This is a genomic window from Lutibaculum baratangense AMV1, from assembly GCF_000496075.1.
Classification (GTDB): domain Bacteria; phylum Pseudomonadota; class Alphaproteobacteria; order Rhizobiales; family Tepidamorphaceae; genus Lutibaculum; species Lutibaculum baratangense.
Map to the genome: position 1 here is coordinate 140,285 of NZ_AWXZ01000016.1, position 14,041 is coordinate 154,325.

Annotated in this window: 9 protein-coding genes; 8 read left to right on the forward strand and 1 reads right to left on the reverse strand. The window is 60.1% G+C overall.

All coding sequences use genetic code 11. The features are described from left to right. Positions 1-171: 171 nt before the first annotated feature. The 8 genes from N177_RS05490 (at position 172) to N177_RS05525 (ending at position 11,702) form a co-directional block, all read left to right on the forward strand. The gene (locus N177_RS05490; RefSeq protein WP_023431264.1) at positions 172-1,374 is read left to right on the forward strand and encodes a tyrosine-type recombinase/integrase; all 1,203 of its coding nucleotides are present in this window, start codon (positions 172-174) and stop codon (positions 1,372-1,374) included. A 22-nt stretch (positions 1,375-1,396) separates the two neighbouring features. After that, positions 1,397-1,618 (forward strand): helix-turn-helix domain-containing protein, encoded by a 222-nt coding sequence (locus N177_RS05495; protein ID WP_040485193.1) that lies wholly within the window; start codon positions 1,397-1,399, stop codon positions 1,616-1,618. A gap of 124 nt (positions 1,619-1,742) precedes the next feature. Next, complete coding sequence (locus N177_RS05500) at positions 1,743-2,147, forward strand: MbcA/ParS/Xre antitoxin family protein (protein WP_023431266.1); 405 nt, start codon at positions 1,743-1,745, stop codon at positions 2,145-2,147. Beyond that, entirely contained in the window at positions 2,144-2,833 is a 690-nt protein-coding gene (locus N177_RS05505) for an RES family NAD+ phosphorylase (RefSeq protein WP_023431267.1), read from the forward strand. Before N177_RS05500 ends, N177_RS05505 begins: the two co-directional genes overlap by 4 nt. 24 nt (positions 2,834-2,857) lie before the next feature. Next, positions 2,858-4,990 (forward strand): type I restriction-modification system subunit M, encoded by a 2,133-nt coding sequence (locus N177_RS05510; protein WP_023431268.1) that lies wholly within the window; start codon positions 2,858-2,860, stop codon positions 4,988-4,990. 59 nt (positions 4,991-5,049) lie between these two features. Then, positions 5,050-6,789, forward strand: coding sequence for a GmrSD restriction endonuclease domain-containing protein (locus N177_RS05515; RefSeq protein WP_244444234.1), 1,740 nt, complete (start codon positions 5,050-5,052; stop codon positions 6,787-6,789). Between the two features lies 1 nt (position 6,790). Further along, on the forward strand, positions 6,791-8,194 hold the full coding sequence (locus N177_RS05520) for a restriction endonuclease subunit S (RefSeq protein WP_023431270.1): 1,404 nt from the start codon (positions 6,791-6,793) through the stop codon (positions 8,192-8,194). Then, on the forward strand, positions 8,181-11,702 hold the full coding sequence (locus N177_RS05525; protein WP_023431271.1) for a type I restriction endonuclease: 3,522 nt from the start codon (positions 8,181-8,183) through the stop codon (positions 11,700-11,702). The genes N177_RS05520 and N177_RS05525 overlap by 14 nt, the downstream gene beginning before the upstream one ends. 4 nt (positions 11,703-11,706) lie before the next feature. Here the strand turns inward: N177_RS05525 and N177_RS05530 are convergent, their stop codons facing one another. Next, a complete protein-coding gene (locus N177_RS05530; protein ID WP_023431272.1) occupies positions 11,707-12,285 on the reverse strand; it encodes a recombinase family protein in 579 nt (192 codons plus the stop codon). Positions 12,286-14,041: the final 1,756 nt, after the last annotated feature.

Genomic DNA, 14,041 nt, shown 5'->3' on the forward strand with positions numbered 1-14,041 from the left:
TTCAGGTTATGAGCCCCATGCAGGGCTATAGACCCCAACAAGCGCCAATGCCGAACAGTCGCATTTACAGGGATTTAGGGCCAGTCGTCTGTTGAAAATCGTTGGCGAATGGGGCATGTTGATGGGAGCAAGTGTCCCCAATTTGTCCCCGCGCGTCCCCGAGGCCCCGCCATGCCCACCATCGAAAAGCGTGTCCGCAGCGACAACGGCGATACCTACTATCGCGTCCGCGTGCGGGTGCGCGGGCTGCCCGAGAAGCAGAAGACCTTCAAGCGCCTGACGGATGCGAAGCTGTGGGCGCAACAGACGGAAGCGGCCATCCGGCGCGGCGAAGTCCAGAACGTCGTTCCGGCCGCGAAGGGCAAGACGCTCGCCGACGTGATCGAGCGCTACAAGAAGCGCGTGCTGCCGCACCGGGCGGAAAGCACCCAGCGGGCGGCGGTGACCTATCTCGCCCATTGGGAGAAGGTGCTCGGTGCCTATGGGCTGACCTACATCACGGCCGATCTGATTGAAGCGGAGCTGGAGAAGCTGGCCGCCGCCGGAGACACACGGCGCAAGAGTGAGGAAGGCGAACCGGCTGGCAAGCCGAAGAGTCGCAAGACGATCAAGCATTACCGGGACACGTTGGCGCTGCTGATGAAGCACGCCAAAGCGTGGGGCTGGGCGACCCAGAACCCCATGGAGGGGGTGACGCCCATCACCAACATTCGGGATGAGCGCACGCGGTTCCTGAGTGATGCGGAACGCGCCGTCCTGCTCGACGCCTGCAAGGCGAGCGACAACGATCAGCTGTTCAACATCGTGGTGTTCGCGCTTTCGACCGGCGCGCGGAAGAGCGAAATCCTCGGCCTGACGCTGGCCGACGTGGACCTCCAGCGCGGCTCGGCGATCTTTCGGGACACGAAAAACGGCGACACGCGGGCCGCGCCCCTCGCCCGCCATCTGCGGGAGCTGCTGACGGGACAGGTGGCGAAGGCGGAAGCCCTGTATGCCGCGCTGTCCCATGCGCCAAAGACGCGCTGGCTGTTTCCGCGCGCAGATGGGGTGCTGCCCATCGATATTCGCACCGCGTGGGAAAACGCCCGCGACAAGGCGGGACTGGTGGACTTCCGCTTCCATGACCTGCGGCACTCGACGGCCAGCTACCTCGCCATGAAGGGCGCGAGCCTGGTGGAGATTGCGGAGGTGCTTGGTCACCGCACGCTTCAGATGGTGCGCCGCTACGCGCACCTGTCCGAAAGCCACGTCAAGGGGCTGGTGGAAAGCCTGGGCGAGGACATCTTCGAGGGCGCGGCGGACGGCGCGCGACCTGCGAAGGAATTGAACAGGGCCGGAAGTTCGGTCATAAGGAAAGTCCCTGCTCCTTTATAGGCCCCGAACCATGAGGTAACCCATGGTTGACTACAGGGACCTGGCGACCGTGAAGCAGGTAGCGGCGGAAGCGCCGTTCATCACGGAAGCCACGCTGCGCTGGTGGATATTCCATGCGGAGACGAATGGATTGAAGCCCGCGCTGCTGAAGATCGGTGGCCGGGTCTATATCGACCGCGCCGAATTCAACAAATGGCTGGAGAGCCAGCGTCTGGCTCCCAAGCCGTTGAAGCCCGCGGCCTGACACGGCCTTGATCAACGACTGGAGCCCCGCCCCCGTGCGGGGCTTCTTTCGTTCGAACTCACCCCTTGCATAAAGTCCATATATGTACCATACTAAGCATGTAACCCACTATTGGAGGCCAGCCATGGCTGCGCACGGACAACCAGCACCTGCGATTGATCGCAAAGGCCTTTCTGGCCCGGCGCTGCGGACGTTCTTTCGCATTGCCGAGCTATGGGACCTGTCGGTCGACGAGCAAATGACGCTTCTCGGCGTGACCGCGCGCTCGACCTTCTTCAAGTGGAAGAAGGACCCGAATACGGCGCTGCCGAAGGACACGCTGGAGCGCATCTCGTACATCCTCGGGGTCTACAAGGCTCTTCAGATCCTGCTTCCCGACGAGACGGCAGCAGACGCTTGGGTCAAGCGGCCGAACCAAGCCCCTCTCTTCGCCGGGAAGTCGGCGCTCGATCGGATGCTGTCCGGTCAGGTAGCCGACCTGTTCGTCGTCCGCCAATACCTCGACGCCCAGCGCGGCGGTTGGGCATGACGTTGCCGGTCGCCCACATCGACTGGAAGCCGTGCTGGCGGATCATCCCCAGCCGGTTTCCTCCGATTCAGCTGTTCGAGCGGGTGACCGAGCCGGACGACCTCGAAGCCATTTTCGAGCTAGAGTCGCTCACCAACCCTCGTCTGCGCGATGAAGTGGGCGAAATCAGCCTCGTGCCGCCGGAGGACCGGATAAGCGGCCCCGGCACCAGCATCATCATGGCGGCTTTCACGCACCTCAATCCCGATGGGAGCCGCTTCACTGACGGGACTTTCGGCGTGTTCTACGCCGCCAATGACCTGGAGACGGCCATTGCCGAGACGAGGTACCACCGTGAGCGCTTCATGCTGGCCACCGCGCAGGCGCAAATGGAACTCGACATGCGGGTCTATGTCATCGACCTCGCGGGCGATCTCCACGACCTGAGGGGACAGAAAGCCGCCTATCCGCTCGTCTATCACAACGACAACTACGCTGCGGCCCAGCACCTGGCCAAGTCGCTGCGCAAGGACGGCTCGAACGGCGTTGCCTACGAAAGTGTGCGGCGTGACGGCGGGGAGTGCGTGGCCGTGTTTCGCCCGCCCCTGCTCTCCAACGCACGGCAAGAGCGGCACCTTTGTTACGTCTGGGACGGCGCGCGGATAACGACAGTCTACGAGAAGCGCGAGCTCGGTAACGGGCGATAAGAAGTTGAAGCCGAAGGGGGCATCGTGAGCAATCTCAACATCAGCAATTTCATTTGGAACATTGCCGACGATGTTCTTCGGGATGTCTACGTGCGGGGGAAATACCGCGACGTCATCCTGCCGATGACGGTGATCCGGCGTTTGGACGCGGTGCTTGAGCCGACGAAGGACGCAGTGCTGTCAATGAAGGCCCGGCTCGACAAAGCGGGCGTGGCGAACCAGCACGCAGCGCTTTGCCAGGCTTCCGGCGAGGCGTTCTACAACACCTCGCAATTCAGGCTGAGAGACCTCGCGGCGCGCGCTCGCCGTCAGCAGCTCAAGGCCGACTTCGAGGCATATCTCGATGGGTTCTCGCCCAACGTCCAAGAGGTGTTGGATAAGTTCAAATTCCGCAATCAAATCCCGACTCTGATCGAAGCGGACGTGCTTGGCTTCTTGATCGAGAAGTTCCTCGATCCCTCGGTCAATCTCAGTCCGAAACCGGTGTTGCACACGGATGGCACCGTTCGATTGCCGGGCCTCGACAACCATTCGATGGGAACGATCTTCGAGGAGCTGATCCGTCGGTTCAACGAAGAAAACAATGAGGAGGCTGGCGAACACTTCACCCCGCGCGACGTGGTGGAGCTGATGGCCTATCTCATTTTCATGCCGATCGCCGACGACATCCAGTCCGGCACTTACCTCGTCTATGACGGCGCCTGCGGCACGGGGGGCATGCTGACGGTGGCCGAAGAGACGCTCGTGAAGTTGGCCACCGATCACGGGAAGGAGGTGTCGGTCCACCTCTACGGACAGGAATCGCAGCCCGAAACCTTCGCCATCAGCAAGGCCGACCTGATCTTGAAGGGCGAAGGCGTCGAAGCCGAGAACATGAGGTTCGGCTCGACGCTGTCATCGGATGCTTTCCCGTCGCGTGAATTCGATTTCATGCTCTCCAACCCGCCCTACGGAAAGTCTTGGAAGACCGACCTGGAGCGGATGGGGGGAAAGAAGGACCTTCGGGACCCCCGTTTCGTCATCGAGCATGGTGGCGATCCCGAGTACAGCCTGATCACGCGCTCCAGCGACGGCCAGATGGTTTTCTTGGCCAACCTGCTGAGCAAGATGAAGTCGGCGTCACCGCTCGGAAGCCGAATTGCCGAAGTCCACAACGGCTCCTCGCTCTTCACCGGGGATGCGGGCTCGGGCGAAAGCAACGTCCGCCGCTGGGTCATCGAGAACGATTGGCTGGAAGCCATCATCGCCCTGCCGCTGAACATCTTCTACAACACCGGTATCGCCACCTACATCTGGGTCCTGAGCAATCGCAAGTCGGAGAGCCGCAGGGGCAAGGTACAGCTCATCGACGCCACGTCCTGGTTCAAGCCCCTCCGAAAGAACCTCGGGAAGAAGAACTGCGAACTCGCGCCTGACGACATCATCCGTATCTGTGAGGCGTTCCTCCAGTCGAAGGAGGACGAGACATCGAAGATTTTCCCGAACGAAGCGTTCGGCTACTGGAAAGTAACGGTCGAGCGCCCGTTGCGCCTGAAAGTCGAGCTGACGGATGCCCGCTTGCGGGCCTTCCGCAAGGCTTGCGCTGAGGCGGGAGAACAAGACGTGGTGCGCGCCGTCGAGTCCATGGCCGAGGTCAGTGGCCCCGGCCCGCACATGGATTTCAACGCCTTTATGGCTGAGGTTGAGGACGCAGCCAGCGACCTGGGCGTTCGCATGACGGCGAAGCGCCAAAAGCTACTTATGTCGGCGCTCGGACAGAAGGATGCCTCAGCTGAACCGGTCATCCGCAAGGCGTCGAAGCCAAAGGCCGGAGCGGATGCGGGGCACGGCGCACTGTACGGCAGCTACCACATGACCGTCGGCGGCAAAGCCGCTGTTGTCGAATATGAGCCCGACACTGAGCTGAGAGATACCGAACAGGTACCGTTCCTCGAAGACGGCGGCATTGAAGCGTTTTTCCGGCGCGAAGTGCTGCCGCACGCCTCCGATGCCTGGATCGATGAATCGAAGACGGTGATCGGATACGAAATTTCGTTCACGCGGCATTTCTACAAGCCGCAGCCCTTGCGCACGCTCGATGAGATCGAAGCGGACATCCGAGCGCTGGAGAAAGAGACGGAGGGCCTGCTCGAAGACGTCCTCGTGGGAGGGCACTGAGCATGGCAACACAACGCTACTCGGTCACGCCGCACCCCATCGAGACGCTCCTGACCTGGGTGAAGTCCGGCGAAATCGCGATCCCCGAAATCCAGCGCCCCTTCGTTTGGGACGCGACGAAGGTCCGCAACCTTCTCGACTCCCTCTATCAAGGCTATCCGGTCGGCTATCTCATCGCCTGGCGCAATCCCTCGGTGCGACTGAAGGATGGCACGACGTCGTCGGGCAAGCGCATCCTCATTGACGGGCAACAGCGGGTCACGGCGCTCATGGCGGCCCTTCTGGGGCAAGAGGTGCTGACGAAGGACTACGAGACCGTCCGGATCAGGATCGCCTTCCATCCCGTCGAGGAGCGGTTCGAAGTGTCGAACCCGGCCATCCGAAAGGATGCCGCCTGGATTCCCGATCTTGCTGCCGTCTTCTCGCCGGACGCCAGCCTCACCGAGCTGACCGACGACTACTCCGAGCGCAACCCCAGTGCCGACCGGAAGCAGGTCTCGCGCATCCTCGAACGGGTCCGCAAAGTCATCAACAACCACGTCGGCATCATCGAGCTGGCTGAAGACCTCGACATCGAAACGGTGACGGAGATTTTCATCCGCGTGAACTCCGCGGGTGCGTCGCTCAGCCAAGCCGATTTCGCCATGTCGAAGATCGCGGCGAATGACACCTATGGCGGCAACATGCTGCGCAAGGCCATCGACTATTTCTGCCATCTGGCCGTCGCGCCCGAGTTTCTCTCGCGAATCGAGAAGGGCGACAAGGCGTTCGCCGCTTCAGAGTTTCTGCCGAAGATGCGGTGGCTGAAAGACGTCAACGACGACCTCTACGATCCCTCCTACACCGACATGCTGCGCGTGGCGTTCACCTCCGAATTCCGGCGCGGAAAGCTTCAAGACCTGGTCGCCCTGCTGTCAGGGCGCAACTTCGAGACCAAGCAGTATGAGGAAGCCGTTGCCGAGGAAGCGTTCGCGCGACTTAAGACCGGCGTCCTCAATTTCATGAACAAGACCCATTTCGACCGCCTGACGATGATCCTGCGGTCGGCGGGCTTCATCACGTCCGGCCTGATCCGGAGCCAGAACGCGATCAACTTCGCCTACATCCTCTATCTGCGCGGTCGGGCCGAGGGCATGCCCGCTGCTGACATCGAGCGGCTGGTGCGGCGCTGGTATGTCATGTCGCTGCTTCGTGGCCGCTATTCGGGCAGCCCAGAGACCGCCTTCGACTTCGACATCCGCCAGATCGAGGCGCGTGGCCTGACGGCCTATTGCGAAGCGGTCATCGACGCCGAACTGCCTGACAGCTTCTGGAGCACCCTGTTGCCGCAGGAGATGGAAACCTCTTCAGCCTCCAGCCCCTATTTCCTTGTCTACCAGGCGGCGCAGGCGAAGCTCGGCGACCTCGGGTTCCTGTCGCGCGACATCACGGTCCGCGACCTGCTGCTGAACCGCAGCGACGTTCACCACGTCTACCCGCGCAACCATCTGAAGAAGCAAGGTATGGCGCGGGGCCGGTACAACCAGATCGCCAACTTCGTGCTCGCCCAAAGCGAGATCAACATCGTCATCGGCGACAGGGCGCCCGAGGTCTACTTCGCCGAGCTGGCTGACCAGTGCAACGGCGGGATCAAGAAGTACGGCGGCATCACCACCTTGGACGAATTGCGAGCCAACCTCTCGATGAGCTGCCTGCCCGAAACGATGCTCGACGGCGAAATCCCCGACTTCGGTGAATTCCTAGACATGCGCCGCCACCTGATGGCGACGAAGATCAAGACCTATTTCGAGGGGCTGTAGGATGGACGCGTTGAAGAGCTATCCCGCCTATCGCGACAGTGGGCTGCCGTGGCTCGGCAAGGTCCCGGAACATTGGGATGTTCGCCGCAACGGACGCTTGTTCGCTGAACGCGTCGAGACCGGCTTCGAGGATCTACCGATCTTGGAGGTATCGCTGCGGACCGGCGTTCGGGTGCGCGACATGGAGAATGGCGCCCGGAAGCAGCAGATGGCGGACCGCAGCAAGTACAAGCGGGCGGCCAAGGCCGACATCGCGTACAACATGATGCGCATGTGGCAGGGCGCAGTGGGCGTCGCGCCAGTGGATGGCCTTATCAGCCCCGCCTACGTGGTCGCACGGCCCTTTCCCGAGGTCGATCCGCGCTACTACACCTATCTCTTCCGAACGTCCGCTTACATGCGCGAAGTGAACAAGTTCTCGCGCGGGATCGTCTCGGACCGCAACCGGCTCTATTGGGACGAGTTCAAGCAGATGCCGTCGGCGTTTCCTCCAACGGAGGAGCAGACCCGCATCGCCGACTTCCTCGACGATCACGGCCGGCGGACAACTCGCCTGATCCGCAACAAGCGGCGGCTGATCGGGCTTTTGAACGAGCAGAAGCAGGCGATCATCAATCGGGCCGTCACGCGCGGCCTGAACCCCGACGCCCCGATGAAATCTACCGGCATCGACTGGATGCCCGAGGTTCCGGCGCATTGGGACGTGAAACCGCTCAAACACTGGCTACGGGAACGCGCCAAGGCGCTCGGGGACAAAACTCCGTCCGAGTACGAGTTCGATTATCTCGACATCAGCTGTGTTGGCACCGGCTTTCTGACGGCCCAGCCAGAACGTATGAAATTTGAGAATGCCCCGTCCCGCGCGCGGCAGATTGTTCAGAAGGGCGACACAATCCTTTCGACGGTCCGGACATACCTCAAAGCGGTCTATTTCATTGACGGCGACTGGCCGGACCTGATCGCTTCCACAGGCTTCGCTGTACTGCGCCCCGTCGAGCGGGTGGAGCCCCGATTGCTCGGCTATGTGCTACAGAGCAGCACCTTCATCGAACGTGTCATCCGTGCGTCCATCGGAGTTGCCTATCCAGCGATTTCAGAGGGGCGTCTGGGCACGCTTCATGTCGCGTTTTCCCCTGATCTCGCCGAACAGAAAGCCATCCTCGATCATATCGCGGCTGAAACCGCCACCTTCGACAAGGCAATCGAGAAAGCTCAGAGCGAGATCACACTGATCCGTGAATACCGTGAGCGCCTGATTGCCGATGTCGTCACCGGCAAGCTCGACGTTCGCAATATCGAGATCGCTGCGCCCGTGGACGATCCAATCGCCAACGAGGACGACGCGCTGGAGGAATTTGACGGAGACGAAGCCGAAGTAATGGAGGGGGCGGATGCCGAAGAATAGGCCCGCCATTCCGGCCGAGACGAAGCGCGAGGTTCTTTTCGAGGCACGGCACCATTGCGCCGTCTGCTGCGAGGGGCTTCCGCTGGAATACGCCCACATCATTCCGTGGCGCGACACGCAGGACCATTCGGCTGAAAATCTCATTGCCTTGTGCGCGAACTGCCACGAACGCGCGGACAAGGAAAACTGGGGCGCGCGATATCTCAAGAAATACAAGCAGGATCCCTGCATCCTGGCGCGCGGGGTTCCCCCGCCGATGACACCTGACCAGAAGGCGATGATCGATCTCATCGTCGCTCGCGACCCGGACTCGATGACCGAGCGCGAGAGGCTGCGGCTGGTCTCCATGGTGGCAGCCTATGCCGGCGTCGCCGTATCGAACGTGTCCGTTGTCTCGGTGACTTCGGCAAACAGCTCACGGGTGCGGATAAGCCTGCCGCGCGAGGGCGCGGAGCGCTTGCTGCGGGGCTTCCGCGACGCTGATCCACGACTGCAAGCATTTCTAGGCGAGGCTGATTTGGTACGGGTGGAGCCTGGACCACAGGGCGAGGGAGGACCGCGCGTGACCAGACACACCGACACGAGTGAAAAGGGCCTCGAAACCCTGATCGTCCGCTCGCTGATCGACGAGGCCGGATATGTCGCCGGAGAGTCGAAGGACTTCGACAGGGACCACGCGGTCGATACCTCGAAGCTTTTTGTCTTCCTGAACGCCACGCAGCCGAAGGTATTGGAGGCACTCGGCATCAGCGAGGACGGACCGAAGCGGCTACAATTCCTGCACCGGCTGCAAGGCGAGATCGCGAAGCGTGGCGTCATCGACGTGCTGCGCAACGGGGTGAAGCATGGCCCAGGGTCCGTGGAGCTGTTCTATGGCACGCCGACGCCCGGCAACGCCAAGGCCGAGGCGCTGTTCGCCTCGAACGTCTTCAGCGTGACCCGCCAGCTGCACTACTCCAAGGATTCGACCAAGCTGTCGCTCGACGCGGCGTTGTTCATCAACGGCCTGCCGGTCGCGACCTTCGAGCTGAAGAACAGCCTGACCAAGCAGACGGTCGAGGACGCGATCGAGCAATACAAGCGGGATCGGGACCCCAAGGAGCTGTTGTTTCAGTTCGGCCGCTGCGTCGTCCACTTCGCCGTGGACGACCACGAGGTGCGCATGTGCACGCACTTGAAGGGCAAGGCGTCGTGGTTCCTGCCGTTCAACAAGGGCTGGAACGACGGCGCGGGCAACCCGCCGAACCCGAACGGACTGAAGACGGACTACCTCTGGAAAGAGTACCTGACGAAGCGGAATCTCACCGACATTCTGGAAAACTACGCCCAGGTGGTCGAAGAGGTGGACGAACGCGGAAAGAAGAAACCGCCAAAGCAGGTCTTCCCGCGTTTCCATCAGCTGGACGTGGTGCGGAAGCTGCTCGCCGATGCCAAAGCACAGGGCGCAGGCAAGCGCTACCTGATCCAGCACTCGGCGGGCTCAGGCAAGAGCAACTCGATTGCCTGGCTCGCCCATCAGCTGATCGGGCTGGAAACGGCGGGCAAGACGACGTTTGACTCCGTCATCGTGGTCACCGACCGGCGCGTGCTGGACAAGCAAATCCGCGACACGATCAAGCAGTTCGCGCAGGTGTCGTCGGTCGTGGGCCACGCCGAGAAGTCGGGCGACCTGCGGGCATTCCTGACGGCGGGCAAGAAGATCATCATCACGACGGTGCAGAAGTTTCCCTTCATCCTCGATGAAATCGGCGACGAGCACCGCGGCCGGACCTTCGCCATCATCATCGACGAGGCTCACTCCAGCCAGGGTGGGCGCACGGCAGCAAAGATGAACATCGCGCTCGCAGCGAATGGCGCGGAGGAGGAAGAGGAGACGGTCGAGGACGCCATCAATCGTCTGATGGAAGCGCGGAAGGTCCTCCCAAACGCCAGCTATTTCGCATTCACCGCCACGCCGAAGAACAAGACGCTGGAGGTGTTTGGCGCGCCCGCTCCGCAGGGGAACAAGGTCAAGCACGTGCCTTTCCACAGCTACACGATGAAGCAGGCTATCCAGGAGGGCTTCATCCTCGACGTGCTGAAGCACTACACGCCGGTCGACAGCTACTACCGCCTCATGAAGACAGTGGAGGACGATCCTCAGTTCGATACGAAGCGAGCGCAGAAGAAGCTGCGAAAATATGTCGAGTCACACGACCATGCGATCCGGAAGAAAGCCGAGATCATGGTCGATCACTTCCACGACCAGGTGATGGCGCACCGGAAGATCGGCGGGGCGGCCCGCGCGATGGTCATCACCAACGGGATTCAGCGGGCCATTCAGTACTTTCACGCTTTTCAGGCTTACCTGAAGGAGCGCAAGAGCCCGCACCAGCCCATCGTCGCTTTCTCGGGCGAGCATGAATACGGGGGCCAAAAGGTCACCGAAGCGACGCTGAACGGCTTCCCGAGCAGTCAGATTGAGGAGCTGATCCAGAAGGACCCGTACCGCTTCCTGATCGTCGCGGACAAGTTCCAGACAGGCTATGACGAGCCGCTGCTGCACACGATGTATGTGGACAAGACACTGTCCGGCGTTAAAGCCGTGCAAACGTTGTCGCGCTTGAACCGGGCGCATCCGCAGAAACACGATACCTTTGTGCTCGATTTCATGAACGACTTCGAGGCGATCAAGGCATCGTTCGAGCCGTACTATCGAACCACGATCCTCAGCGAGGAAACCGACCCCAACAAGCTGCACGATTTGAAGGCGGCTCTCGATGGTTATCAGGTTTATGCATGGGATCAGGTTGAGGACCTGGTGGCGCTTTACCTTGGAGGCGCGGACCGGGACAAGCTCGACCCGATACTCGACGCGTGTGTCGCTGCCTACAAGACCGACCTCGACGAGGATGGACAGGTCGATTTCAAGGGCAAAGCGAAAGCGTTCACGAGGACCTATGGGTTCCTGGCTGCGATCCTTCCCTACAGCAATGCAAGCTGGGAGAAGTTGTCCATCTTTCTCAATTTCCTGACGCCCAAGCTACCGGCCCCAGAAGAACAGGACCTCTCGAAAGGAATTCTCGAAGCGATCGATATGGACAGCTACCGCGTCGAGGCGCAGGCCGCGATGGCCATCGTGTTGCCCGACGCCGATGCGGAAATCGGCCCGGTGCCTGCCGTTGGCGGCGGCCGCAAACCCGAGCCCGAACTTGATCTGCTGAGTAACATCCTCAAGACCTTCAATGAGATGTTCGGGAACATCGACTGGAAGGACCGGGACAAGATCGGGAAGGTGATCGCCGAGGAGCTTCCAGCCAAGGTATCATCCGACCGAGCGTACCAGAACGCCATGAAGAACTCAGACAAGCAGAACGCGCGGATCGAGCACGACAAGGCGCTTGAACGCGCCGTCATCGAGCTACTTTCCGACCATACGGAGCTCTTCAAGCAGTTCAGCGACAATCCATCGTTCAGAAAATGGCTAGCGGAGACGATCTTTGCTGCCACCTATTCGGATGCATCTTGAAGGCTCACGCGACGCCATCGCGCACGGCGCCGCGTCCGCCAGGCAGGTGCCGATAAAGGGTAGCGACGGATACACCGAGCTCCCGCGATACGTCTTCCATGGTGATGGTGGGGTCGGAGAGCATACCTTTCGCCATTGCAATCTTTTTCGTCGTCATCTGCTTCGGCCTGCCGCCGCGACGCCCGCGAGCGCGCGAGGCCGCGAGACCTGCCATCGTCCGTTCCTTGATGATGCTGCGCTCAAACTCGGCCAGGGCGCCGAAGACGTGGAAGACGAAACGACCACCGGCGCCGCTGGTGTCGATTGCCTCGGTCAGGCTGCGAAATGCGATGCCGCGCGCCTGAAGGACCTCCACCGTCTCGATCAGCTGCTTCAGCGAGCGCGACAGACGGTCGAGCTTCCAGACCACCACCGTGTCGCCTTCGCGAGCGAACTCAAGCGCCGCCTTCAATTGGGGGCGCTCACGCTGCGCGCCGGAGGCCTGCTCGACGAACACCTTTTCGCACCCAGCCTGCGTCAGAGCGTCCAGCTGGAGCTCGGGCTTCTGGTCCAGTGTTGATGTGCGGGCGTAGCCGATGAGCATGCATGTCCTCTCAAAACTCAACGTATATGGTACCAAATTGAGATGTTGGTTTCGAGAAGCTTTTTTGATAGCCTAAAGCAATGAGAGGTGCGCCGCCCGCCTCGGGCGGCGCCAGCCCTCTCAAAAACGGACGATTTTTCAATATTCCATATCGTAGTGACCTCTGTCAGAACATATACGCCGACGACATTCGCCGCGAATATTAGATTCGCTTCCGTTCTGAACCGATTTTTGCGAATTGTTTTAAATTTTAATTACGGAAACTTTCGGACACATCGAACGTTATATGATGCTACTTTTGCCCAGCCAGAGCTTCCGCCGCCTGGGAAACTTCTATAAAAACCCCACGCAGATCCACTTGTCATGTTATCAGGGTCGTGGAAGTTTGTTTGCGTTGATGACCAATAAGTACCATCCGGGAAGCCACCTATTGCGGCACGGTTAGCGTACAATACCGCCAATTCATCTCTTGCCGGCAAATACCAAGCTGATCCAATTGAGCGACACAAGGCGGCAGCAGGATGGGCCGCGCTTGAATTAGCAATCATGGCATCCGTGTTGGCAGCTCCGTTAGTGAAACTACTCGTACCATTCGTGTGGGAGTTTGTCGTTTTATGAGATCTCGCACCCGAATTAGACGGCGTCGTGTAAAGGCCACTTCCCGCATACACTGTACCATTTCCACAGTTTTGTCCAATAACGTTGCAAGTTCCAACTGAGCATGACTGATGCGCATACGATCCAGAAAGAGTTCCAGAATTACATTCGCGCTGTTGGCTACTGCAGGATCCGCCGAATGGCGCTGTTGCGGACTGGAATGCAGTTACAATTGCGCCGTGATTTACAGTACCGCCCCATGGCAGCGCACATATACCTATCATTGTTGTAGCTGACCATGTCGTGCTGTAAGTGCCAAGCGTAACAGTGGCTGTGCTGGCAGTACCGTAACTGGAGGAGGTGGTTATACGCAGCCGCAGCGATTGCCCTGGATTGATCGGCGCAGACGTCACCCATGGGCCGCCTGCTACTTGTAATTGAGGACCTCCCGTTCCCGAGACGGAGACAGTCAATGGGCCGTCGAACCCGGAGGTTGTTATTACCTCTGACTGAACCTGCGTGCCGACTGACTGATTGGCTAGGTTGGGAAAGCTGAAGCTATTTGGAGTAGTATCCTGTGAACGTGTTGTGATAGTCCAAGTCTGGTGGTAACTAGACAGACTGAGAGTAGTGCTGTTCTGGGTATTAAATGTTGATGCGGCTTGCATCCGGAGTGCCACGCTGTTCCCGGCCTCAACATTTGCTGAAGCGCCTTGCAAAGTGCCGTTTACAAGGATACTCGCTCCGTTTGACACTGTGGCTGTCCTAACACCAAAGACCCCCCCCAAAGTTATAGCATTTGATGTATAGATTTGCCCAGGCGTGGCATTGCTGACAGCGTTGAAAGCGCCTGTTGCGGTCGGTGCGGCACCCACTTCGACCCAAGATGTACCGGTACAGAGCAGAATAGCTTTTTGCGCTGAAAGATAGCGTAGAAGCCCTTCGTTGTTCGGATTGCAGGTTGGATTGTCTCCGAGCTGAAGCCCCTGCTGATGGCGGGTCGGCTGACTGAATACAGTTTCTCCGGTGGAGTCCACACGAGCACTCGGCAAGCAGCCTTGTAGGTTAGCAGAAGGGTGCTGGGGACCACCCAGCATGCCCTGATTACCGCAGGCGGAGACGGAAGTCAGCGATGCATCTACGGCTGATTGAAGCGATC